The 25,981-nt window shown below is 39.8% G+C and carries 18 protein-coding genes and 1 pseudogene; 7 read left to right on the top strand and 12 right to left on the bottom strand.

What is annotated here, in order from left to right:
* The first annotated feature begins 1 nt into the window (after position 1).
* Positions 2 to 1,405 (top strand): M14 family zinc carboxypeptidase, encoded by a 1,404-nt coding sequence (locus GVK91_RS12755; RefSeq protein ID WP_159729165.1) that lies wholly within the window; start codon positions 2 to 4, stop codon positions 1,403 to 1,405.
* A gap of 73 nt (positions 1,406 to 1,478) precedes the next feature.
* Here GVK91_RS12755 and GVK91_RS12750 read toward each other — a convergent pair whose 3' ends face one another.
* The 4 genes from GVK91_RS12750 to GVK91_RS12735 form a co-directional block, all read right to left on the bottom strand.
* Complete coding sequence (locus tag GVK91_RS12750; RefSeq protein ID WP_153844990.1) at positions 1,479 to 2,948, bottom strand: RagB/SusD family nutrient uptake outer membrane protein; 1,470 nt, start codon at positions 2,946 to 2,948, stop codon at positions 1,479 to 1,481.
* Between the two features lie 17 nt (positions 2,949 to 2,965).
* Positions 2,966 to 6,172 (bottom strand): TonB-dependent receptor, encoded by a 3,207-nt coding sequence (locus GVK91_RS12745; protein ID WP_159729163.1) that lies wholly within the window; start codon positions 6,170 to 6,172, stop codon positions 2,966 to 2,968.
* Positions 6,173 to 6,295: 123 nt separating this feature from the next.
* Positions 6,296 to 7,351: a dipeptide epimerase gene (locus tag GVK91_RS12740; RefSeq protein WP_153844988.1), complete on the bottom strand. Its 1,056-nt coding sequence runs from the start codon at positions 7,349 to 7,351 to the stop codon at positions 6,296 to 6,298.
* An 8-nt stretch (positions 7,352 to 7,359) separates the two neighbouring features.
* A complete protein-coding gene (locus tag GVK91_RS12735; RefSeq protein ID WP_153844987.1) occupies positions 7,360 to 8,586 on the bottom strand; it encodes an NlpC/P60 family protein in 1,227 nt (408 codons plus the stop codon).
* Positions 8,587 to 9,004: 418 nt separating this feature from the next.
* Here GVK91_RS12735 and GVK91_RS12730 point away from each other — a divergent pair, with 418 nt between their 5' ends.
* On the top strand, positions 9,005 to 10,033 hold the full coding sequence (locus GVK91_RS12730) for a N(4)-(beta-N-acetylglucosaminyl)-L-asparaginase (protein WP_153844986.1): 1,029 nt from the start codon (positions 9,005 to 9,007) through the stop codon (positions 10,031 to 10,033).
* A 199-nt stretch (positions 10,034 to 10,232) separates the two neighbouring features.
* A complete protein-coding gene (msrA, locus tag GVK91_RS12725; RefSeq protein ID WP_153844985.1) occupies positions 10,233 to 10,748 on the top strand; it encodes a peptide-methionine (S)-S-oxide reductase MsrA in 516 nt (171 codons plus the stop codon).
* Positions 10,749 to 10,829: 81 nt separating this feature from the next.
* Here msrA and GVK91_RS12720 read toward each other — a convergent pair whose 3' ends face one another.
* From GVK91_RS12720 to GVK91_RS12700, 5 genes are all read right to left on the bottom strand, one after another.
* A complete protein-coding gene (locus GVK91_RS12720; RefSeq protein WP_153844984.1) occupies positions 10,830 to 13,565 on the bottom strand; it encodes a DNA gyrase/topoisomerase IV subunit A in 2,736 nt (911 codons plus the stop codon).
* A 143-nt stretch (positions 13,566 to 13,708) separates the two neighbouring features.
* Positions 13,709 to 14,257, bottom strand: coding sequence for a GNAT family N-acetyltransferase (locus GVK91_RS12715; RefSeq protein WP_153844983.1), 549 nt, complete (start codon positions 14,255 to 14,257; stop codon positions 13,709 to 13,711).
* Positions 14,258 to 14,284: 27 nt separating this feature from the next.
* Positions 14,285 to 14,962, bottom strand: a complete 678-nt coding sequence (locus GVK91_RS12710; RefSeq protein ID WP_153844982.1) for an ATP-binding cassette domain-containing protein — start codon at positions 14,960 to 14,962, stop codon at positions 14,285 to 14,287.
* Positions 14,959 to 15,873: a hypothetical protein gene (locus GVK91_RS12705; RefSeq protein ID WP_153844981.1), complete on the bottom strand. Its 915-nt coding sequence runs from the start codon at positions 15,871 to 15,873 to the stop codon at positions 14,959 to 14,961. Before GVK91_RS12705 ends, GVK91_RS12710 begins: the two co-directional genes overlap by 4 nt.
* Before the next feature lie 200 nt (positions 15,874 to 16,073).
* Positions 16,074 to 17,246, bottom strand: a complete 1,173-nt coding sequence (locus tag GVK91_RS12700) for an MFS transporter (protein ID WP_153844980.1) — start codon at positions 17,244 to 17,246, stop codon at positions 16,074 to 16,076.
* A gap of 153 nt (positions 17,247 to 17,399) precedes the next feature.
* On the opposite strand from GVK91_RS12700, the pseudogene GVK91_RS27760 reads away from it, so the two are divergent.
* Together GVK91_RS27760 and GVK91_RS27375 are read left to right on the top strand one after the other, a co-directional pair.
* A pseudogene (locus GVK91_RS27760) lies at positions 17,400 to 17,564 on the top strand (hypothetical protein); the annotation flags it as partial.
* A 13-nt stretch (positions 17,565 to 17,577) separates the two neighbouring features.
* Positions 17,578 to 17,748 (top strand): hypothetical protein, encoded by a 171-nt coding sequence (locus GVK91_RS27375; protein WP_200845612.1) that lies wholly within the window; start codon positions 17,578 to 17,580, stop codon positions 17,746 to 17,748.
* 19 nt (positions 17,749 to 17,767) lie between these two features.
* On the opposite strand, the gene GVK91_RS12690 is transcribed toward GVK91_RS27375, so the two are convergent.
* Positions 17,768 to 18,517, bottom strand: a complete 750-nt coding sequence (locus GVK91_RS12690; RefSeq protein WP_153844979.1) for an RNA methyltransferase — start codon at positions 18,515 to 18,517, stop codon at positions 17,768 to 17,770.
* A gap of 8 nt (positions 18,518 to 18,525) precedes the next feature.
* Here GVK91_RS12690 and GVK91_RS12685 point away from each other — a divergent pair, with 8 nt between their 5' ends.
* Entirely contained in the window at positions 18,526 to 20,877 is a 2,352-nt protein-coding gene (locus GVK91_RS12685) for a BamA/TamA family outer membrane protein (protein WP_153844978.1), read from the top strand.
* A gap of 69 nt (positions 20,878 to 20,946) precedes the next feature.
* Here the strand turns inward: GVK91_RS12685 and GVK91_RS12680 are convergent, their stop codons facing one another.
* Positions 20,947 to 21,474, bottom strand: coding sequence for a hypothetical protein (locus tag GVK91_RS12680; RefSeq protein ID WP_075991705.1), 528 nt, complete (start codon positions 21,472 to 21,474; stop codon positions 20,947 to 20,949).
* Between the two features lie 419 nt (positions 21,475 to 21,893).
* The gene (locus GVK91_RS12675; RefSeq protein ID WP_159729161.1) at positions 21,894 to 22,778 is read right to left on the bottom strand and encodes a hypothetical protein; all 885 of its coding nucleotides are present in this window, start codon (positions 22,776 to 22,778) and stop codon (positions 21,894 to 21,896) included.
* A 92-nt stretch (positions 22,779 to 22,870) separates the two neighbouring features.
* Between GVK91_RS12675 and GVK91_RS12670 the strand changes: the two genes are divergently transcribed.
* Positions 22,871 to 25,981, top strand: coding sequence for a DUF6493 family protein (locus tag GVK91_RS12670; RefSeq protein WP_153844976.1), 3,111 nt, complete (start codon positions 22,871 to 22,873; stop codon positions 25,979 to 25,981).

Genomic DNA, 25,981 nt, shown 5'->3' with positions numbered 1-25,981 from the left:
TATGAAATTAGTAAAAGTTGATTTCATCAAAGCCTTTTCTTTATATGAAGAAAAGGCTTTGATGCATAGAAGATTTAAACATGCTGATATTTTGCCGTTATTAGAAAATATCAGAAGCTCTGGACGTTTTGCTGTAGCGGAAATTGGCAAGTCTACCGAAGATCGTTCGATCTTTCGACTACAATACGGACAAGGGCCAATCAAGATACTTTTATGGTCGCAAATGCATGGTGATGAACCTACAGCAACAATGGCCTTGTTTGATCTATTTAATTTTTTCAACGGAAAAGATGATGGTTTTGATGCGGTTAGAGATGACATAGCATCAAAAGTGACCTTATATTTTATTCCGATGCTAAATCCTGATGGAACAGAACGGTTTCAGCGTAGGACAACCATGGATGTGGATATGAACAGAGATGCAAGGGCAACAGCAACAGTGGAAGGAGCCTTATTGAAGGCGCAAGCCATGTTGCTAAAACCTGATTTTGCCTTTAACCTGCATAACCAAAACAATTACTACAATATTCCCGGAACAAATACGCCAGTAACAATTTCCTTATTGGCACCTGCTTATGATTATGCGCGGAGTATCAATGAAACTCGGAGAGATGCGATGCGGGTGATTGTTGGAATAAATAAAATCCTTCAGGACTTTGTTCCAAAGGCAGTTGCAAGGTATGACGATGAGCATACACCGCGCGGTTTCGGTGATAATTTTCAAAAATGGGGCGCTAGGACGATTTTAATTGAATCAGGAGCTTATGTTGGTGATACCGAAAAAATGCTGGTCAGAAAATGTAATTTCGTAGCATTGTTAAAAGCATTTGAGGAAATTGCTGATCAATCCTTTAAACGGCATTCGGTTACCGATTACGATGCAATTCCCTTCAATGATGAAAAGCTCCATGATGTGTTGCTGAGAAATTTGACCATTGAGCGGAGTGGAAAACCATTACTTGTCGATGTCGCCATCCGGCAAAATGAAAAGACGATAGGCTCTGACTATTATCTGGAGGGGATAGTAGAGGATATTGGCGATCTGCAAGATTTTTATGGTTATGTAGATATTGATGTTGCAGGAATGGAGTTTGCCCCAGCCAAGATGTATATGGAGCCATTTGCTTCCCTGATCGATTTAGATGATACCATCGTGATGGGATTACTTGAAAAAGGCTATGCCGCTGTTATTATTGAAAATGTGATCCCGGGAGAATTTTTGCATAACCTTCCAATTCGTGTATTAACTAAAAAAGCTATAGAATTTTCACAACAATTAGCTCTCGGAGCTCAGGCGGATTTCTTTCTTCGGAAAGAAGGAAAGATTATTTACGCCGTAGTTAATGGTTGGGTGATCGATTTGAAAAAACCAAAGCAACAGCAGTATAAAAATCAGATAAGTTAGCAATGCCTAATATAGCTCAAAAAAGGAAAAAGGTCACAGCATAGGCTGTGACCTTTTTCCTTTTTTGAGACTACTAGTAGCCGGTATTCTGTTGATTTGCTATAGCTGGGTTTGCATTCATCTCATCCAGTGAAATAGGAAGAATGGTTTTAAAGAAAGTTCTATCGATCGTTTTTTGCCTATTTGTTGTGCTTATATTTCCTAAATCATCATCAAAAGTTATCGATTTGTTCCAGCGCATCATATCAAAGAAGCGATGACCTTCTCCAAGGAGCTCTTTGCTTCTCTCATCGGCAATCATATCTAAAGTAATCGTGCCTGAGGTCGCGACATCTAATTTTGGAGAACGTTGGCGTATTGCATTCAGGTAATTTGCTGCAAGGGCCTTGTCAGGAGATGATTTTAATAGAGCAGCTTCAGCAGCGATAAGATATACTTCGGACAAACGGATGACCTTAATATTGACTGCGGTACTATTTGCTGTTGAATTTTTATCACCAGCAAGAGTGGTGCTACCGCTATATTTATAGACCGCTCCTAAATGGGTGGTGCCGACTTCATCGTACGCCATAACACCCCATCTGACATCTGTCTCGTCTTTCTTAAGTTTGGCCAAGAATGGATCTGCGGCTATAAAGTTTCCCAATATGGCTGTACTGCCATGTCCTTTTCTGCGGAACATCGCACCCAGAGAACTAGTCCCCGCATCAGCTTCATTCGGATAGACACCCAATTCTAGAATAGATTCAGTTCCAAACATACCTGTCCAGGATTTCACCCAGTTTTCATTGCTATACAATGTGTAGACTTTGGAGTCTATGACCTCCTGCGCTGATTTTAACGAGTTATCATAATCATTCATATAGAGATACACACGAGCTTGCAGTGCTTTATTGGCGAAAAAATTGAAATATCCATCCGATTTGGATTTTGGCAATAAGCTTTCTGCATCCTTTAGATCCTGTACTATTTGTTTGTAGTTTTCCTCAACGGAGATACGTTTTTCCTGCGCGCTATATTCGAGTACTTTCGTCACATTAGGGATACCAAGGGCAGATTTTTCCATGTTGTAGGGTTTTCCGTACAACCTGACAAGATCAAAATTGATGAGGGCTCTTGCGGTCAATGCTTGTCCTTTATACGTATTAAAATTTTCTGTCGAACCGGCAGCGATTAGTTTATCGATATTTGTCAAAAGATTATTGATCTGCACGAGTGTATGAAACCCTTGTGTCCAGATGCCTGAATAGGGATTAGAAGAGGCCGAATGATTAAATACATAAAGATAGTCATAACCGCGGCCTTGGGATGCAATCGTAAAGTCCCCCCCTTTGGCATCAGCATAGAGCGGGAAATTTCGTCCATAGTAGGCAACATTTGCCATTTTACTCATTAATCCATTCATAATAACCTTTGCGTCAGCAGCAGTTTGGATGGAGGTATTGGAGTCCCCCATATTGGTCGGTGTGACATCCAAAAAATTGCTACAAGAGCTGATTGCTAATGATATTGTTATGCACGAGGCAATAAAAAGCTTTTTCATAATACTGTTTCTTTTCGTTAAAAACTAAATTCAACACCGAAAGTGTACGTTTTTGCCAATGGTGTTTCCCAGCCCCGCGTACCAAATTGGTTAACTTCTGGATCCATATACTTGTATTTCGAAACAGTCAATAAATTGCTTCCATTGAAAAATACCCTTGCATTGGAGATGCCAGCTCGTTTTAAAAATTCATTTGGTAATCTATAGCTCAACGAAATGTTCTTTAATCTAAGATATGACGCGTCAAACAGTTGTCTACTGCTGATCTGGTTCACATCTTCCAGATCTCTTCCGGTAACCATCGGGTAAGTTCCATCCGTATTTGAAGGTGACCAGCTATTTTCTGTAAAATAAGCGGCATGAATTCGTTCCCAATAATAGCCGTCATCGGCAACATCTTTGGATGTCGCATCATAAAGTTTGCCGCCAATTTTATAAGCAAAGTTCAATCCCAATGAAAAGTTTTTATAATCGATGTCAGAATTTATACCGCCATATAGTTTAGGATTAGCATTTCCGATGATGGTTTGTTTAGCTTTTTTGTAATCATAACTTGCAGCTTTTCCGTTAAAGATAAAATCGCCATCCGTGCCGTCGTTTGTATACCAGACGTTTTTGCCATTGGTTTGATCGGTACCTGCCCATTCCAACCCAAAGAAAGATAAAGACGATTCTCCTTCGCGATAAATAAATCGAGCTCTATCGTCTCCACCTGTGGGATCATACCAGACGATATCTCGTCCACCATATAGTTTTGTAATCTTGGATTTGATAATTGCGGTATTTGCACTTAATGTCCATTTCCAATTTTCATTTCTAACAATATCTGAGCCCAGTTCAATCTCTATACCTTTATTGTTCATTTCGCCAACATTTCGCAATATGGAGCCGAAACCAGTAATTGTGGAGATCGGAACATTCTGTAAAAGATCCTTCGAGTCTCTGTTAAAATATTCAATTGTACCGAATAGTTTATTGTGGAACAGACCAAATTCCAATGCGATGTTTGTGGAGTAATTTTTCTCCCAAGCGACGTCCGGATTGCCTAAATTATTAAGCCCACCACCTGGCTGCGTCATATATTTGTTGGAATAACTTGTTAAATTGCGCCAGGCAAAAAGATCCGTAGGTAATGTTCCATTTACCCCATAGGAACCTCTAATTCTTAGGTTATTGATTTCTTCAATCTCTTTAATAAAAGATTCCTTGGCCAAATTCCAGGAAGCAGCTAAAGACCAAAAGTTGCCCCAACGAGGACCTGGTGCCAAGCGGGATGAACCGTCCCTTCTAAAAGATGCCGAGGCAAAATAGCGTTCATCGTAGTTATATTCCGCCCGCGATAGTACAGACATCATATTATTGCCCCAAGAATAGGCGGACGCATCCAATATACCTGCAGTGGCGACTGTATGAAGTGATGAGGATGGTAAATCTTTACCTGTAGCACGGATAAAATCAGTCGTGTTTTTTTCAGCTTCGAAACCAGCTAATAACCCGATATTATGCAAGCCAAAACTCTTGTTGTAATTGGCGGTTGTGGATGATACCAATTTTTCAATGGACGTAGACACCTCTGTGACCCGGCCATTGTCTGCCATACCGTTATAATGTTTAGCACTGTAATAGATATGATCTTTGACTTCGGTCCGGTCATAGGAGAAAATAGTCTTCAATGTAAGTTCAGGCAATAGCTTTAATGATAAAGATTCTATAGCTGATAATTTGCTTGTTTTCGAAGAGTTTTCCCATTCCTTGTTGTAATACAGTGGATTATAAGCGAGACTACCATAACGTGCTGTATATTCGTTACCTGTTTTATAATCAGTTGGCCAATACATCTGCCATAATAAATTACTCGCTTGATACAGGTAATTTGTTCCTGTATTCCTGGTGTCATTCATCCCAATAAGCTTGTTTTTAGCGTAGTTGACGTTTGAACCAAATTCGAGATATTTCCCAATCTTTTGCGTTAAATTAATCCGACCATTGATTCTGTCGAAGTTATTCTCAATAATCCTGCTTTTGTCTTGCGTGTATCCTAAAGACGCATAGTAATTGGTTTTTTCTGTTGCTCCGCTTACCGAGATATCGTTGCTGTTGAATATCCCGGTTCTAAACAATGCTTTGTTCCAGTCATAATACTTACCATCTCGATTCTCTACACCATCTGTTTTTCCTGAGATATGTACATTTTCCCATTGTGAGGTTCCATCCGTGCTGAATTGATAGCCATGAATACCAAAACCATAAGAAGAAGTTGGTTTACCGTAATTTGCCGAATTTGGATTCCAGTCCAAAGAATTTAAGCGGAATAAGGTGTTTTTATTCGCCTGTTCAGCCGTTTGACCAGCTGCTATTCTAGAATCGTATAAAACACTATAAAGCATATTGATTTGATCCTGTACCGAAGCAGGTTCATTATTTTTGGTTGCCCAGGAAGGACTAATGCCAATAGAGGACTTGACATTGATCTTCGGATCTCCGTTTTTTCCCTTTTTTGTGGTGATGATGATGACACCATTTGCCGCGCGGGACCCATAAAGGGATGAGGCGGCAGCATCCTTAAGCACAGAAATAGATTCGATATCGCTGGGATTTAATGTGCTCATGACGTTGTTAGTATTGACAATATAGTCGCCCATCTGTCCGACACTACCCGAAATGACTGGAACACCGTCAATGACATAGAGTGGTTCGTTCGACGCGTTCATGGAGCCTATGCCTCGAATGCGTATAGCTGAAGTTGCACCTGCCTGACCAGATCCATTTGACATTTGCAGACCTGCAACACGGCCAGTAAGTGCTTTTTCAAAAGAAGTGACAGGTTGTTTATCAATGGCATCTGATTTTACTTGTGCTGCCGAACCTGTATAGGTGCTCTTTTTAGCCGTTCCGTAGGCAATGACAATGACTTCGTCCAGTGCCTGTTCATCACTGTTGAGTGAAATACTAATGGTTTTTCGGCCATTGACCTGAATTTCTTGTCGGCTATAACCTACGGCAGATATAGTTAATGTCGCATTGGCGTTTGTGTTTAAGGTAAACAGGCCATTTTCGTTTGTTGAGGTCCCTTGGCTAGCGCCTTTTACATTTATTGTAACTCCGCTAATTGGTTTTCCATTGCTGTCTGTGATTTTACCAGCAATTTGGATCTGTTGTGCATATAAAGACTGCATCGAACTACAGGCTATGAGACACAACGTTGTGAGCACATGTTGTTTCATAAAAGTGTGAATTGATTAATTTAGTTTGTTAATATTTTGGTGCTGTCGAGTGTTGGTCAAACTTGCGATAGCAATTCAGTGCAATCTTTTCTTTAAGAAAAAAACATTGCACTGAATATAGGGTTATTTTCTTAAAATTCCAATCCCCGGACGGTCGGGAAGAAGGCAGTTACCATTGACAACGGTCATGCCGTCGTATATATCATTTCCGATCAATAAAGCACCATCTAAATCAGCCCAGTCTGTTAATGGTGCAAGTTGTGCAGCTGCACTGATCGCGCAGGTAGTTTCGGTCATACAGCCGATCATAACTTTCATTTCCAAAGAACGAGCAAGTTCTGCCATTTGTTTAGCTTCACGCATGCCCGTGCATTTCATCAATTTGATGTTGATCCCCGAGTATACACCCTTTAATGCCGGAACATCTACAAGGCGTTGGCATCCTTCATCGGCAATAGTAGGGATAGGACTATGCTCAGTAAGCCAGGCGTTGTCGTCTATCTGCTCCTTGGGCATCGGCTGTTCCAAGAAAGAAACATTTCTTTCTGCAAGCCAGTGTGCCATTTCCAAAGCCTCTTCACGTGTTTTCCAACCTTGATTGACGTCGGCACACAAAGGACGATCGGTAACCTGACGGATGGTGTCTATGATCATTTTATCCGTATCAAGACCCAGTTTCACCTTTAAAATTTTAAACTGATCAGCTTCGGCGACTTTTTGGCGGATCATTTCTTCTGTATCGATTCCGATGGTGTAGGACGTCGGTGGGATAAGGTTAGGATTCAATCCCCATATCTTATAATAGGGCTGATTCATAATTTTACCAAGGATATCATGTAGGGCAATATCAATGGACGCTTTTGCAGCCGTGTTTTTCAAAGCAAGCTGATCAATATAATGCAGGAGCTCTTCGGTTTGAAAAGGAGAGTTGAAGCCTGTCAGATCAATCTGATTGAGGAATGATAGGACACTTTCCTGAGATTCGCCTAGATAGGGTGGCATACTCGCTTCACCATAACCGATAATGCCATCATACTCTAGTTCGGTCAATACAACCGGTGTTGTGCTTCGGCTAAAGGAAGCTACTGTAAAGACATGGCGCAAAGTTAAAGTGTAAGGTCTAAACCTTAATTTAAAGGCCCCAAAATCTTTACTGATCCATTCAGATTGATTGCTCATCGTTATGTTTATTTATTGTTGTAATAATTGCTTTCAACGACTTTCTGTATTGCGCTATCGTGGGTCCCGAGGTAACGGCGTGCAGCAACCACAGTTCGGGTTTGGAAATCATCGTAGTTTGCAGCGTCCTTAAGCATACTGTTGATCCGGACTAATCCGGCAGCGTGAATAAAAGTTCCATTGCCGATATAGAGTGCAACATGTGTTACACGCGCATTAGGGTTGCTGTTTTTGCCTGCCGCAAAGAACAATAAGTCTGCCGGTTTTAGATTTTTGAGTGCTTTCTCAGGGTCGAAATGTCCTTCTTGATCTAAAATGTCGATTTTTTCACCTGCAAGTACTTGTTGCGATGCATCTCTCGGAATCACGAAGCCGTTCATAAAAAAGCTTGTTTTGGTAAAACCGCTGCAGTCTACACCTTTCACCGATGTTCCCCCCCATAAATAGGGTAGGCCCAACATTGTTTTTGCACTGGCGATAATATTTTCCGCTGTAGGCTGGCGCGTTTCAAACCAATTTTTTAAGGTTAGACTTTCTGATTTTTTAATATAACCTAAACGCCCATCCGGATATGCTATTTCATAAAAGTTGCTTTTCTGTCCTTTTAACTGAAGGATGTCACCATATACGAGATCAGACACTCGTTGGCTTTTTTCATTGGGTTCAGAATATGATTTTCCAAACTCCGCTGTATAGATAACTTTTTCTGCTTGCCGCCAATTTGCCAGCATGGTTTTGTCCATCGCTTCAATGGACGAACTTGGTACCCATGCAATATAGCCGTCCGGCGTGCGGACACGGTAGTCACCGCTCTTTTTTTGCAGAAGATCCACTTGCGTTCCCAATAAAACCTGGCTGGTTAGCTCCGCAGCATTATCTGGAAATGTGCGCATATTTGCAACGGAGAGTCTGATGACTCCAGTAGTTTTTTCACCTACACTTGCATCAGGCAAGAGCTGTACTTGAATATTGGCTGATATATCTTTTGCCTTTTGCTCCAAAACGAACTTAGCATCTTTTTCAGTTGTTTCAAGCACATATTGGTTCTGTGCTATATCCGCTTTTTGGATTGCTACGATCTTGGTTCTTTTATCGGGAGCGAATTCACGTTTTACGTTTTCTTGCAACTCTTTGATCTTGAAATAAGTCGTGGAATCTAGCTGCTGCGCCTGACTGCTTTCAACACCTATAAGGCTTGCATAAGCTAAAATAGCGAATTTAAGAGTGTTTTTCATGCGAATTAGTTTGTTTCTAAAGATAGGATTAATTCATAATATAAGTCAATTTTTATTGTCGATTTTTAAGTGATTTTGATGTTATGTTGCTAAAAAACGAATGTTTGGGTTTAATTTTAATTAAATTATCTAATTGCTAAAACCATTTTGTAATATTGCTTATTGATTGTGAAGTCAATATCCTTCTTCAGTTTAACACGAAGCTGTAAAAATGTAGAACAGCATTTTTCAGCGTATATCGATGAAGTAGATTGGGAGCAGATGTGATGTAAGGTCGTGCAATACGCTAGAAAAGAAAGCGATGCTTTTGTGCAGTCAATGATGAAAATTTTTTGTATTCGGTAGACTGAAGGCAATTTAATGATTGTTTTTGCCGGATTAATCAATAGCGATAGTTTTATAAAATATTAATAAGGAAATGAGTTCAAGACGTGATTTTATTAGGCAAGGTTTGATTGCTGCGACGGCAATGGGGACATTGACAGCCTTTGATGCGAAAGGATTGACGATTGCAGCAAGAGGCAGTGTTAAAAAATATCCTATTGTAATTTCAACTTGGGACTTTGGGATCGCAGCAAATAAAGCCGCTTGGGAAATATTGTCCAAAGGAGGCAAGGCATTGGATGCGGTAGAACAAGGTGTGCGTGTGCCCGAGGCCGATCTCAAAAATATGACAGTTGGTAAAGGTGGTTATCCAGATCGCGATGGTCATGTCACACTTGATGCTTGTATCATGGATGCGGATGGTAACTGCGGCGCTGTTGCTGGAATGGAAAAAATTGGACATCCAATATCAGTAGCACGGATGGTCATGGAAAAAACACCCCACGTGATGCTTGTGGGCGAAGGCGCATTGCAATTTGCGTTAGAAAATGGTTTTAAGGAAGAAAATTTACTGACCCCAGAAGGTGAAAAAGCGTGGAAGGAATGGTTGAAGGAAAAAAAATACAAACCTGTAGCCAATATTGAAAACCAATCTTTTGCAGCAGAACGTTTGCCAGGAAACCAATATAACCACGATACGATCGGTATGTTGGCATTGGATGCCAATGGCAATATTTCTGGGGCTTGTACAACCAGTGGTATGGCTTTCAAGATGCATGGTCGGGTAGGAGATAGCCCAATTATTGGAGCCGGACTTTATGTCGATAATGAAGTAGGCGGAGCTACATCTACCGGAGTTGGCGAAGAAGTCATACGGAATGTAGGTAGTTTCTTGGTTGTCGAATTGATGCGTCAGGGTTATTCTCCAGAAGATGCCTGTAAGGAAGCTGTTATGCGTATCGTGAAGAAGAAACCTGCAATTGCGAAGGAAATTCAAGTTGGATTCTTAGCAATAAATAAAAAAGGTGAATATGGTGCCTATGCGCTGCAACAAGGTTTTTCCTATGCAGTTTGTGACAGTAAAAAACAAGATTTATTGATTAAAGGAAAACACTACTATTAATATTAAAATAGGGGTATATGGGTACGAGGGGTTCATTCTCAAGTGGTAAATGAAACGTAAACTGCCATTTTTCGCAATGATAGCAGGGTATATCATTGCCGATTAATAATTATATTTGTCTAAACATTTTTCGCTGTAGCTACTAAATCGGCTATAGTGTTTGAAAAAGTAAGATTAAAATACGCAAGATTATAAAAGTATGAAAGCAACATTTGGAGGAGGATGTTTTTGGTGTACAGAAGTTATTTTCCAAAACACTAAAGGGGTAACATCGGTATTGCCTGGTTATATGGGAGGGCATGTAGATAAGCCAACTTATGAGCAGGTCTGTACGGGTACAACTGATCATGTTGAGGTTGTCGAGCTAGAATATGACGACGAGCTGGTGAACTATGAAGACCTATTGAAAATCTTTTTTAAGACACATAACCCGACGACATTAAACCGTCAAGGTAACGATGTGGGTACACAGTATAGATCAGTTGTTTTTTATCATAATGAAGAACAGGAGATCTTAGCGCAGAATTTTATCGACGAATTGGAAAATGAGGATGTTTATGAGGACACTATTGTCACAACGGTAGAACCAGCCGTGACATTTTGGTTAGCGGAAGATTATCATCATAATTATTTTAATGATCATCCTGAAAATCCATTTTGTTCAGTAGTCATTGCTCCAAAACTTCAAAAATTCCTAAAAGAATTTAAAGCTTAAAGGACAATACTTAAGGTGTTGTATCCTACACAAAAAAGGCTCGAATATTTATTCGAGCCTTTTTTGTGTATGGAATACGAATTAGAACATTTCCATCTGTCCTTTATCGTCGATTTGGATGTCATTTGGATTAGTGATTTCCAATTTGATATCGTCATTTTTATCGGTTGACTCTACCTCCTTCTCCTTCACGGAACTGTCCACCGCCGTTATGGTGCTATCAACCGTTGTTTCTGTGGTATCAGTACTTGTTTCGGCTGCTCTTTCTTTACCTTTTTGACTTAAATCTTCATCCGCTGTTGTTAGCGCAACCGATTTTACCGTATGGAAAGACAGGCGGTTTCCTTGTGCTTTTATTCCTTTGACGTCAATAATTTCGGTCAAAGGTTGATCAAGAGTTTCTTCTGTTTGGGATTTGCCTTTTAAAATCTCCAATTTAACCATCGGTTCAGCCGCATTACTCATCAAGATCAGTTTAGATCCCGCATCTTCATTAATAAAGGAAATGCGTTTTCCAATAGGTTGATCGTCAAATTTAAAACGTTTGACAAAGTACGTTCCACTCTTGCCGTCCTGATGCACGACTGTATAGACATGGTCTGGATAGTATTTTTCGATCCGGATCATTTTCTCGTCGAAGTGGTTGCTTAGATCAAAGTTTGACAATTCGTAGCTGCCATCCGAAAGAGCCACTAATATCTTGTCGTCGCCATCAAACTCGCCAAGGTATTGGCCACGTTCATCTGCGTTTAGACGTTTCATGATGGTATCGTACCATATTTTTCGTCCTGCCAGTGTGGAAACACCAGAGCTTTTAAAGCTGATTTTTTTGACGGGATATTTTGATACAATATTTCCCTGTGAAGCACGGCCCTTGATTGCAATCTCGGCAAAGTCCATGTCAAAATTCAACTTGCGCAATTTTGTGTGCGGTTTAAGCTGTATATTAACTACCTCTGCTTCACCGTTTGGATTGGCTGTGAAATACAGGATTTTAGATCCTTTGGATCCTTTGGATACATCATATTCCTTATCCCGAGTGACACCTACCACAGAGAAACGTTTGATGTAACTGGTGCCAGTTTCACCTTCTTTATAGATGGCGTTATAGATTGTCCGCTCATCACCTTTTTTGAAAACAGCAACGTGGATAATTCCTTTTCCAACAAATACTTTATCCTGGATTTTACTGACAACATATTTGCCATCCTCGCGGAATACAATAATATCGTCGATATCCGAGCAGTCGCATACAAACTCATCTTTCTTCATGCCTGAGCCAATAAATCCTTCCTCACGATTGACATATAGTTTGGCATTTGCTAGGGCAACTTGGGTCGCTTCTACTTTATCGAATATACGCAGTTCGGTTTTACGCTCGCGGTCTTTACTATATTTTTCACGCAATTTCTCAAACCATGCAATGGCATATTCTGTCAATTGACGTAGATGACGCTTGACTTCCTTGATCTCATTTTCGAGTGTTTTCGTCATTTCGTCCGCTTTTTTAACGTCGAAACGTGTAATACTACTCATTGGTTTATCGATCAATTTTTTGTAATCTTCTGGACGTATCTCGCGATAAAACTGATCGAAGAAAGGTTCAAACAAGCGATTCAGAACCTGCACCACGACCTCAAAGTCACCGGCATTTTCATAATCCGGATGTTTGTACATCCCCTCTTGAATAAATATTTTTAATAAACTACTGAAGAAGATTTTTTCTTGAAGATCGTTTAAACGAATCTCCAATTCTCGTTTCAATAAATTTTTGGTGTTTATTGTGTTTTCCGTTAGAATGTCATTGACACTCATAAAGTGAGGTTTCTCATCCTTGATAACACAAGTGTTAGGTGAGATAGAGACTTCACAGGCTGTAAAGGCATATAAGGCATCAATCGTTACATCGGGAGAAATTCCCGGAGCCAAATGCACAATGATCTCTACATTTCCCGCTGTATTGTCCTCGATTTTTTTGATCTTAATTTTTCCCTTATCATTTGCTGTAACCACACTTTCAATCAGACCGCCGGTTGTCGTTCCAAATGGAATTTCCGTAATTGCGAGCGTCTTTTTGTCGCGTTCTTCGATTTTCGCACGTACACGGATTTTACCGCCACGTTGACCCTCATTATAATTTGAAACGTCGGCCATACCACCCGTAGGGAAATCTGGGAAGATATTCGGACGTTCACCGTGTAATACCTGAATTGATCCGTCAATTAGCTCAATGAAATTGTGCGGCATAATCTTGGTCGCTAGACCAACAGCAATCCCTTCAGCACCTTGAGCCAATAATAATGGGAATTTTACCGGAAGTGTGACAGGTTCGCGATTCCGTCCATCGTAACTTAATTGCCACTCAGTCGTTTCGGGATTGAAGACAACGTCATTTGCAAATTTGGATAACCTTCCCTCAATGTACCGTGGAGCAGCAGCAGAGTCACCCGTAACTGGGAAACCCCAGTTACCCTGACAGTCAATCAGGAGATCCTTTTGTCCCAATTGTACCATGGCATCACCGATAGAAGCATCACCATGTGGGTGATATTTCATCGTGTTACCAATGACGTTGGCAGCTTTATTATATCTTCCATCATCCATTTCCTTCAAGGAATGGAGGATACGACGTTGTACGGGTTTCAAACCGTCATTGATATGTGGTACGGCTCTGTCCAAGATAACATAGGATGCATAGTCCAAAAACCAGTTTTCGTATAGTCCTGATAAAGGTATCGTCTGACTTCCGTTTTCTGTTTTTCCTGATCCCAGTTCTTCTTGATTATCTTCCGTTGGGAAGTTCGTTTCGTCACTCATTTACTCAGCAATAGATTAAATTGTACAATACAGAAATGTTCGAAATAGTATTTTATTCGAACGTGTAAAAATACAAAACCATTTTGTTTTATCCCAGTGAAACTATGAAAAGTTAAAAAAATTAGTTTTTAAAGCTAATATAATTAGTTTGTTGGTCGGTCAATGGCCAGATCATACCAATAACAGGGAATATTCCATAGGTCGAAATGAGATTCTTCAGTTACCTGAAATCCTACTTTTTCCAAGACATGCCTTGACCCCAGGTTTCCCGTATGTGTGATGGCATGTACTTCAAAATGGGTCAGCTGTTCTCTGTAATATTGCATGCAGGCTAGTGCGGCTTCTGTCGCATAGCCTTTTCCCCAAGATTCCGTTCTGAAACGATAACCAAGGTCTAAAAATCCAATACGTCCGTTCTCCAGTTCGTCAATATATTTAAATCCTGTCCAGCCTATCCATTGATTGCTTGATTTCTCAATGACCCCTAGACGGCCTATACCGTATTTTTCATATTGTTGCTGAATATGCGCGATGGCCTTTTTCATTTCTTCAATGGATTGAATAGGTTCGTTATTCAGAAAGGTATGAACCTCCGGCTGTGAATCCATTGCGAAAAAATAAGCTGCATCATCCATCTGTATTGGGCGGATAATTAAACGTTCAGTTTCCAGTATAGGTAAATGTTTTTCCATATTGTTTATCTCAAGTGTTACGGCATACTAAAGCCACAATTTGTCGATATCTTTTTGTAGTATTTTTTCTTTCATTTCCTCCTCAAAGTCTCCGAACTGCTCTTTTTTTACAGATTTACTAATTCTGCCAGTTTCGAGTACTAAGATTTCATCGCAGGTATCTTTTAGCGTGGAAAAGATATGTGACGAAATTAGGATCGTTTTACCCATCGCTTTTAAGCGAAGAATAATCTCCGTAAGAATAATGCTGCTTTGTAGATCGATGCCATTAAAAGGTTCGTCAAGGATATAATAATTATTGTCCTGAAGTAAAGTAGCTGTCAGGGCTAGTTTTTTTTTCATTCCCGTGGAATAGGTGCTCGCATACTCCTTTAAGGGCAACTCGAAAATATTCCTTTCACTGAGGTTTTTGATCTGTTTACCCCGTGCATCTGCCAGCAAATAAATATACTCTTCCCCGGTGAGTTTTGAAAGGAAATACGGATCCGAGGTGAGGTAACCTAAATTGTTTTTCAGCGGTTCTAAATCAGATTTTAGACTTCCAGTGGCGGTTTCTAGTCCAGCAATACAACGAAACAGCGTTGTCTTTCCAGCGCCATTTTCACCGACGATACCATATATTTTTCCGCTATCAAAGATGTAAGTAACCTCGTGGAGTACTTGATGCTGTCCAAAGGACTTGCTGATATTTGTAAGCTCGATCATAAGTGATTTTTTAGATTATTGATTGCTTTGATATAATAAAAAGGCAAGAGCGCTAGAATCAAGGGGTAAAAGCTAAAACAAAGTGCCAAAGCAAAACCTTCGGGGAAATTAATCTCCCGTGGGTAAGCGACGTATTTCAATGTGATTGCAAAAGGAAGTAAAAGTAATATTCCGCCCAATACAATACAGGCATTAAATAAATCCGATGGAAAGATTACAACATACAGAAAAAGAAGGGGCAGTAGCAAGAGCAGACACTGTAAAATTCCCCTTTTAAACTTTCGCATCAGAAAGACTGTTGGTGTATGATGGTTATTCCAGAGGTAAAAAATAGGCTCCGGCAATTGATAATAGAAAACGCAGGTGAGCGCAATGCAAACGACGCAAAATAAAACAAGATTGGAATTGGCGACATAAAAACCGATTCCAGCCAATAGATACAATACAAGCAAAAGCAAGTAGCTCCGTCGGAACCCGATGATAAATTCAAAAGGTCTTTTTGCGAAAGGTGTCGGGATAGATTTTCCGAAAGCCCTAAACGTCAAAAATGCAAAAACAACAGCTAAAGTAACCAATAACAACGCATAGTGCCATTGGCTGTGGAGGAAAAGAATGACGAAGGACGGCAGCGTTAATAGCCCATTCTCAACTATTCTGATCTTATGAAAATCTCGCTTACTGTATGTATTTTTGAGAAAGTCATTTCTGTTTTTTTCTGTGAGCAGAAACAGTGCTTGAAAATTGCCAAGCAGTAGCGCATAACAACCAAAAAGCGGGTATTGAACCAATGCATAGTAAGCAAAATAACATAATCCAAATAAGAGGAGAAAGGCGAACCAAACAGGCAGTCCTGTAGCCCGAATATGCCGAGACAGTAAAGTATATTGAAGCTTTAAATAATTGCTTACCATGATAAATCAAACTTAGATAAATTACCTTTTATATGCAATATAATTGCGTGGCATATAAAAGCAAGTATTCGATCTTATCAGTTCTTCTCGTTACTCATGATTGCTGCACAGTTTATTGATCTCTCCGCTATCCATTGAGAAACTTATTTAAAGAGGAAATGAGGTTTGGTCCTGCATGAGTTTGCAAAAAAAATTAAAGACTAGTGGGCTTTGTGCCTTCTCTGCCAGCCCAGCATATAGGTCAGAGCAAGTAGCAAAACTATTGCATTGGCATACATAATGACTGGAATCCGGAAGATAACATCACTATAGTATAATCCAGCAAGCAGTGCGCCAAGCCCTATTCCAGCTTCAAGTGAGATATACATGGTTGCTACTGCCTTGCCCCGATGTTCAGGTAGGCTAAGGTCGATCGTCCAGGCATTGACGGCAGGTGAGAGTATACCTGTGCCAACGCCATAGATGCTTGCGCCGATCATCATTCCAATGAAACTATTGCCCATACCGATAGCAACGAGCGCAATAGCAATAATGACTATTCCGACAACAATGACTTTTGGTCTCCCGTAACGGTCCGAAACTTTGCCGGATACGAAACGTATCAATACCGATGCTATGGTGAAGGCCAGGAAAAATAGCCCTTTATTTTTAAGTCCCAGGTATTCACTCCAATCGGGAATTAAAGTTAGAATGACTCCATAAGCGGTATAAGATAAAAACGTGACGATTCCTGCTGGAAGGGCACGCCATTCAATAATATCCTTGCGGTTTATTTTGAGCATGGAAAGATTGAATTTTTCTTTTTTCGCCAGTGTTTCCTTCATGTTAATGACGATAAGAATGGAGAGAAGTGCCATGAAAGAAGAGCAATAAAACATAACATTGATACCAAAGGCCTCGAAAATGGCACTTCCAATCGCTGGACCCACAGCAGTTCCAACACTAAAAGCGAGTCCATGCATGCCAAGAGCCTCCCCCCATCTTTTTTGTGGAACTAGATCCGCGACATATGCAGAAGTTGAGGTGGGTTTAAAACCAGTGGAAAAACCATGTATCAATCGTAAGAATAGGAAGCCAGCGACTGATGTTAAAATGGGATAAAGAAAACCACAGATGAAACAAACGATGGATCCAATTGCCATGACCGGTACACGTCCCCACCGATCGGTCAATTTACCACTAAAAGGCCGCGAAATTCCAGCAGTCAAAGTAAACAACGCTATGATTAACCCTTTGTATTCTGCTCCGCCCAAACGGCTCAGATAATTGGGCAGTTCCGGAATAATCATATTGAAACTGGAAGAAAATAGGAGCGAGCTTAAGCAAAGTAAAATAAATTGAAACGTATAGATGGATTTCTGTTCAGCGGGCATGGTATAATTTTATCGTGTGTGAATATTCAAAAAAGAACATGGATAGCGGTATGGATCCGTCTTTCGATTGAACTGTTCAAATGTACAGTTTTTGGAGCGATTAAGCTTTTTCTTTTGACAAAAATTAATCGAATCTTTTGAACGAATAGAAAAATGACGCGACGGGGCTTTTTCTCTATTAAAATTGATATTTTTGATGAAGATCAGTGCTTAAATATGGAAGGGTATAGAAATCCAGGAATATATTTTGAAATTCCTGTAACGGATATGGAAAGAGCTGTTCGGTTTTACAGCCAAACATTTAACTTTTCCTTTGAACGGGAAAAGTTTGATGGAAATCATTTATTTCCATGTAGAAAATGTGATCGATACAATCGGGAAAGCGCTAGCGCTTGGGGGAAAAGAGTTATATCCAGCCACCTTTCATACCGACTTGGGCTTTGCCGTCGCAGAGATTGAAGATTTGGAAGGAAACAGGATCGGATTACATCAAAAGCTCTAAGTATCAAATAGAATCTGTTTTAGGTCAGTTTTTGTCTGGAAATCTCACTACAGAAGATCGTTGTTGCTACGGCTACATTCAATGATTCGGCTTGCCCTAGGCGTGGTATAGTGACAGCTTGATCGATCAAAGGTATTATTTCGTCGCTGATGCCATTTCCTTCGTTACCCATAACAATTAACCCCTCATCAGCCCACACAGTCTGATAAATGGATTGACCATCAAGTAGGGCGCCATACACTTTCAATCCAGTAGCCGGAATAAAATCAGTTAAATCAGTATAGTGGATCTGCAGTCTTGCCAATGAGCCCATAGTTGCTTGTACTACTTTAGGATTGTAAGCGTCTACGGTCCCAATGGAACAGATAATATGTTCGATTCCAAACCACTCCGCCGTGCGGATAATGGTACCCAGATTGCCTGGATCCTGCACATCATCGAGTACAAGGCTAAACTTATTTTTTAAATTACTTGGTACAATTTTTTGCTGTAAAGGAAGTTTGACCAAAGCGAGTATACCTTGTGGCGATTTCAGTGCACTAATCTTTTGGAATTCAGTTTCCGTTAGTTCATGGGATTTTATATTATGCGAGATTTTACCCACTTTTGTGTTGGCGTCGTCCGTGTAGAAAATAGACTCAACCTCATAACTTGATGAAATAAATTCCATCACGGATTTTATACCCTCAACGATAAACAGGCCGTGTTGTTTTCTATACTTTTTATTTTGTAGAGACGTTATTAGACTGATTTGCGCTTTTGACAACATTTTTATTGATGATTAAGTATCCTCGTTTTATCGGATTTGCAAGTATAACGCTTTTAGTGTTATTTTTTGCATCATGCCGGTCTTCAAAATATCTTGACGATGACCAAGCTCTGGTTACAAAAGTACAGATTTCTGGTGTTACCCCTGCATTGAAAGAATCATCCGAAACGTATATTTCCAATCAAATAAGACCTAATTCAAGGGTAAATCTATTTATTTACAATACGTTCAATACTAAAAATGGACGCTATAAAACCAAGAAAATTCGGAATGTCGGCGAACCACCTCATTTGCTGGATTCGGCAATGGTGGATTTGTCTGCCAATCAAATCCGGCGTTTTCTATTTTCAAAAGGTTACTTTAAAGCTAAGGTCGAACCTGCAATTTCAGTTTCCAAAAAGCGAGCACATATCGATTTTAAAGTGGATGAAGGTGTTCCTTATCAAGTTAGAAATATAGATCGAAAATTTGAGGATGAAGATGTAAAGGCAATATTTGAACGGGAGGTACTACCTAAAACTTCCGTAAAATCCAATACCCAGTACGATGCCACAAAGTTGCTTGATGAGCGGGAGAAACTTTATGTTTCGATGCGTAACAATGGATATTACGATTATGTAAGGCAATATATGCGTGCTGGGGTCGATTCAGCCATCGATGGACCTTTGATCGACTTGAAAATTAATGTCGAAAATCCATCTGACTCTACGATACATAAAAAGTATCAAATAGACAGTGTTTATATGACGATAAGGAATTATGGAACAATGTCGAAGAAGGAGCCACGTCGTATCCTAGATTCTGCAAAACGCCTTTTGTTTGTTGATGAAACGAATAGTTTCAGGTGGAAACCTTTGGAACGTTATATGTATTTACGCTCAGGTCAGTACTATTCCTTGCGGGAGGAAAATAAATCCTATGACCGATTGTACGAGATGAATGGTTTTCGTTCTGTCAAAATGCAGTTTGTCAAAAAAGATTCCAATAAACTAGATGTGCACTATGATTTCGTTCCAAGACCTCGTATGGGAAACCAGATAGAGGGGGAGTATACCTTTAGTTCGGGTATGAGCGGATTTAATATTGGAAATACATTCTCACAACGTAATATCTTTGGTGGTTCGGAGCAATTGGAAGTGAAATTACGTTATGGTGTATTGTTTGATCCGCGTTTAGCAGGAGGGCTTTCCAGTAAAATATTCAATAACGATTTTCAAGCGGGCGTAAATTTGGTTATTCCTCGTCTGATGGTGCCCTTTCATATTAATCCAGGGGGGAAGTTTGGTTTGCCCAAAACGACCTACTCGATGACATTGCAGTTGTTCGATCAAGATAAAACCTATTCAAACCGCTATTTTATCACATCTCTGAATTACTCTTGGTATGAAACAGAAAATAAGTACCATAGTTTTACGCCTATCGTTTTGGAGTATCGGGATGGGCGCTTGGATTCCAATTTTCGGAACAAGCTTGTACAGGAAGGCTACCAGCTGTATGTACGTAGCAACGATCGTCAATATTTTGGTTTAGGAACACAATATACCTTTATCCTGAATGGCAAGAAATTGAATAGCAAGGAGGATTTTCAATATTTCAGAGGAACATTGGACGTGAGTGGAAACGTGCTGGATCTTATTAGCTCCTTGGCAAAATTGCCCAAGAATGCTGATGGTGAGAAAAAAATATTTGGTGTGCCCTTTCTTCAATACGCCAAGACAGAATTCGATTATCGTTTATACCGAAATCTTGGTGGAAATAGGCAGTTTGTCTTCCGTTTTAATCCAGGGATAGCGATTCCTTATGGTAATAACTCTAAACTGTTGATTTTTGAAAAGAGCTTTTATAGTGGGGGGATGAATGGTATACGCGCTTGGCAGGCGCGTACCTTGGGACCAGGTGCCTATAACCGGCAGAGTCTTAGTGAGGATTTGCGTTTAAACCTGCGTAATTTGGATCAGTTGGGGGAGATTAAGCTGGAAGCGAATGCGGAGTATCGATTCAGATTACTTAATAACTTCCTGGGCGCAAAGATGAATGGAGCGACATTTGTGGATATGGGAAATGTTTGGCGATTGAAGAAGGATGAAGAACTAAATCCGGGTGGGGAGTTTAAATTCAATAAATTCCTTGGGCAAGTCGCCATCGGTACCGGTTTCGGACTTCGTTTCGATTCGGACTATTTTGTGATTCGCTTAGATGCCGGGCTTAAACTAAAAGATCCACAATTCTCAGGTGCTGATCAATGGGTTATCAAGCATTTCTTTGATTCCAAAGAATTTAAGGCACAATATTATGAAACCCATAGACCCGACAGATACAATTTTATTCAATACAATTTTGGAATCGGTATGCCGTTCTAATGTACAATCGTTTTGTTATGATGTACTTTGATCGCATCAATTGATGTGATTTCCCGTGAGATCGTGTTGTTAACCGATGAGATTTTTGAGACTTGAAAATATAGATTCGAAAATTTTACTCAAGTCTAAACCCTGCGAATGGTTGAATAAAAAGAAAACTATAGCCAGTGCGATCGCTGTCATAATCACTTTTTTAAACATGTAAGCTATTCCCAATACAATGGCCGGGATAATCAAAAACATCAATCCGCTAATGGCAAAAGGAGAGAGTCCGCTATCGCTCTTATAGATATAAAATAAGCGACCTTTGGAAGTTTGTTGATTCTTATGGCTAAAGAATACAAATGTTGATGACTCAATTTTCTGATTAGGGACAGCGACACCCTCATGAAATTGTAGTGCTTGCGAGAAACCATTGATTGTAAATAGGTAATTGCCATGGATGTTTTCATTGGTGTTTCCAAGTGAATCCAATGCAACTACAGCTAATTTTCCATTTTTGGAAAGGTTTTCTTTTACGATAAAGTTTTGGATATTTTGCTCTTGAGCAGCCGCCCAAAAAGGTATCAGTAATAGAAAAAATATAATCTTTTTCATCGTTTTATTTTTATTCAACTCGCTATTTCCCTTTTTAGGGCCTATTTCCGTAGCGTCAATATCGTTTGGAAGATCAGTAGCATTAATATGCTGAATCCGATTTTCTTGAAATGAGACTGCAATTTTAGGGATTTTAATTTTCTTTTGAAAATCTTTAACTATATGAATGTTGAAACCTTTGTAAATAGGTTCGTGAGTTTTTCATGGTTCCTCAGAAGAAGGTACTATCATCTGCTTCAGTTAGCCATCCTTTTATTTTCTTCCATGGGTAAATTAAGTGTTATCCTCGTTGGGTAAAGCATACGAATTGCTTTTATCCATGTCTTTTGTTAAGATCATCTATAATTAAATCGATAATATTTTGGTCCATCGTAATGTTGGATTATTCACTTATAAAATAGGCTAATTTCCAGAAAAATTTAGTTCTTTGAAAGTTCTTGGATCAATTGCAATTTCACTGCGTCATTTAGAATACCTTTTGGGTCATCAATGATTACCGTTCCAAAGATATCCTTTTTAATTGACGCCCGGTTTCCATTGTTATCGCTGGCTTCATAATTTCCAAATATATCTTTTCTTACAGCAACACGAGTCCCTTTGTTATCTTCAATTGTTTTATCTCCCAATATGTCGGTTCTTATGGTTGTACGTTTACCATTGTTACTTTCAATTGTAAAATTCCCTAAAATATCCTTTGATACACGACTGCTATTTCCTTGGCTGTCACGAATGTCTAAATCGCCAACAACATTTTTTGATACAGTAGTTTGGTTGCCATTTGCATCACGGATATCTAAACCGCCGAAGATATTTTTTGAAATAGTGGTTAGGTTACCGAGGTTGTCGCGGATTTTCAAATTATCGAGAATATTTATGGATGCGGCGGATGGAGCTCTGTCTTGATCAGGAATGTCAAAATCGCCATTTATGTTTTTTCTGACCTTTTTTTCATTTCCGCCGTTATATTTTACGACTATATTACCTGAAAAATCCTGTTTTATCGATGTTTTAAGTCCGTCGTTGTCTGTTTTTGTATATCCGTCCCAATGACTTTTGCTGTATTTTGCATTTTTGCCCCAGTTATCTGAGACAATTACTTCACCCCAGCTATCAATTTTTATTTTAATGGAGCTTTTATCAAAGCCATCCGAAATAGCTAATTGTGCAATATACTTTCTGATATTATCAGAAAGCGTATCAGTCAATTGCCTTGAATAGTTTTTATGGTGAGAAAGACCAGCTTTCGCAATCATTGTTGCTGAAAACAACAAAGCAAAGCTAAATAGGATATATAAACGTTTCATGCGGCTGTGATTTAATGTCAAGATACGTTTTTTTGCGCTAGTTTCATTATATTTAAGCAGTAAGCGAATTAATTGATAATACTTTAGATATAATGTTTAAGCACTTAAAATACATAGACGGGACATCGGATAAATTTTGGGAGATACAAACTGCGGGGACAACTCATACAGTCACCTACGGACGGAACGGAACCGCTGGGCAAAGTAAAAGTAAAACCTTTGATTCCGAGGAAGCCTGTCTAAAGGATGCTGAAAAACTAATTGCGGAGAAGACTAAAAAAGGCTATTCTGAAGATGGTGCTGTAGATGCAGACAGCAAGGATAAAGGATCCGCTGTTCGACAGCCAACGGCTGCCAGCCAGCGAAAAGAAGAAGCGGTAGCAGCTCTGAAGTTGCTTATTAAAGAGGCAAGGACGGAAGATATCATCCCTTTTCTGGAAGAATATTCCAGTGGCAACCTGGAAATTTTAAAAAAAGAAATTCGTGTAGCCAAACGATATTGGGTCGACTACAGTGATCTCTCCAAAGATCCTGAATTTAAAAATAAGACGCAGTACAACTGGGGGACACGGGGTACGAAAGAGCAACAACGTACAGTAAAATTACTGGCGCTCGCCACATTTTCCGGCTCCGATGCCGGCAATTGGGATATTTTTTATGAACTTTTGAACCAGGCTCGGAGCAAGGAGGTGATACAGATCCTTGCCTATGCGAAGCCCAATTGGTTGGGCGGATATTTATTACAGTTAGTTCGTAAAAATGAGTGGCAGCAGATTAATTACGACAATCTCCGTTTTTTGGAGAGAATGGGGCATGTTGATTTTGAACCGGAGCTTTATGCAAGTTCAATTTCTGGGTTTAATAATTATGAATCCAAAAAGTTTTTTGAGCTGCTGACAACAGATGAATTGACGATCCAGCGGGATATTCCTCTGGTATTTGAATATGAAACGGGCGTTCATAGTAGGTATTGGGACTATAACTATCAGAATGTAGTCAATGAACTGTTATGGGATAGAGTGTTCGATACGTTGTTGGAAAACGGAAAAATTGATCCGGTACTCATCATCACTGGAGCGCTCGAAGCTCAAACCAAAAATTGGAATAATAATCTAAAAAGCTATTTCAGAAAGCTTATTGAGCGGATGAAGCTTTCCGAGAATACAGTTATTGAATATCAGCAACAGTTTTTCCCTTTATTGCATGCTGAGCATAGTGCTGTGGTCAATTTTGTGGTTGAGTATTTAAAACCATTCTTAGCGCATCGTGATTTCCAGTTACAGGAATTTTTAGATTGGGCCGAACCTATCTTTATGCGGAGTGATATTAAGACAAGTCTTAAAACTCTTTTGATTCAATTTGATAAGCTATTGAAACAAAAACCGGAATGGCGGGAGCGATTTGTTTCCCTGGCTGCGGATCTATTTATGATTTCGGACCTACAGTTACAGGAAAGAGCAAGTAAATTCATCTTAAAAAATCAGACAGAGCCTTCAGAAGAACTTTCCGGTAAGCTTCAGTTATATAAAGCCCAAATGATGGGTTCAGTGGCTGTTGACCTGAAGCATCTTTTGCAAGAGGATGGATATTCTGAAGCCGAAATCCTAGCAGAGCTGAATGGTCAATCTTCAGAGCAATATATTTATCAGCCAACAGAAGTTCGTTACCTGAACGAAGCTTATGACTATCCACAGACCTGGAACGAGTTATTTTTCAAGGTAGGGGAGGTAATCGGAGGTTCCGACCCCATTCAGGTGGAGATCCTAATGAATGCCTGGGTGCAACAGACAGCTGTTTTTCCCTCAGACTATCAGATCCAGCTGGAGCCTTATATAAAACAGCTAACAGGAGCTTATCGCGAATCTTCCTGGTACAATCATTTCTCAGGGACCTTCATTAATATGTATTATAAACCCACGGTAGTATATAAAGATAAGGATCGGTATCACAATTACTCCAAATGGGTCAGTCTCATGGGCAGCCAATTGGAGCTATTGCAACGTTATCGGATTGATGGTATCCGCCTGCCACTTTTGAGTCTGCCGACACATCGACCATTTTGGATCGCGCCGACGATTCTCGTTAAGCGTATTTTGGCTTACCAGGAAGCAGGAGTGAGAATCAATTTATTGGATTTGTCTATAGCACTGAGCCGTACTGTCCGTGAAGATCTGGAAGGAATTGAAGTACTGATAAAACAAATAAAGGAACAGCAGGTACAGGATGTGATCAGCTATGCCCTAGGTTTGAATCCGATGAAGGTTCAGCAGCAATCTTGGGTTAGAAATTTATTGTCTTCCAAAGATTCCGATCAGTTCAATTGGATTGGTGTATGGGCTACAGTGGCGCGCACGCATCATCGTGATACCTATTTTGAAGAATTTAACAAAGAGCCTTTGGCGGATATTCCTTTCGCTGGACAGCCATTCCGTCCGGTCTTGAAAATAGAACCGACCTATTATAACGGTTATAACTATACGACTAGAAAATCCGAGCAGGTATATAACGGAGATAAGCTCACCTATCATTTCCCCCCATACAAGCTAGGAACGGATACCTTTTTGTATCACAAAGATATTTTCAACCGTGGGAACGATGTTTTATTGTCTTATTATTTATATAGGGCAGATGTCCCTTATATGCATAGTTTGATGCCACAGAATACAGAAAGTCTTTCTATGTTTTTAACGATGGGGCTGAATAGCAAAAGCGATATCGGTGGAAAGTCTTCGGCAGCCTATCTGCAAGAGATGCTGTACGATTTTTTCCGTTTTGATCAACAGTCCAATCTATATCTGGCAACTTCGCTCTTCAATAAAGAGAAGGAGGTGCGCGCGATGGCTGTTGAAGTCATCTTGGCTGCAGTTAACGAAAATAGATTGGACACCACTGTATTAGGTGAACAATTGGGAATGTTGCTGAGCAATGGGTATGGTCCGATTGGCCGTTGTATTGAAGTGTTGGAGCAATGTCGCGATATATCTTCGAAGCATAACAATGCTTTGTTGCAGCTATTGGATGCGGCTTTTGCGCATTACATCATTGCTGAAAAAATGCCGACCAATTTTAAGAAAATCGTCGAATATTATTACGATTTGATGAACAAGGAACAATATCATTTTCCGGATGATCTTCAACAGGTTTTTGAGAAGCTGGAAATATATAAGAGTTTACAATCCATTTTGAAAAAAATAAGAAAATAA

The sequence above is a fragment of the Sphingobacterium sp. 18053 genome, assembly GCF_902706145.1.
Lineage (GTDB): Bacteria > Bacteroidota > Bacteroidia > Sphingobacteriales > Sphingobacteriaceae > Sphingobacterium > Sphingobacterium paramultivorum.
The sequence above is the reverse complement of the archived record's forward strand: the minus strand, read 5'-3'. Positions and strand labels throughout refer to the sequence as shown.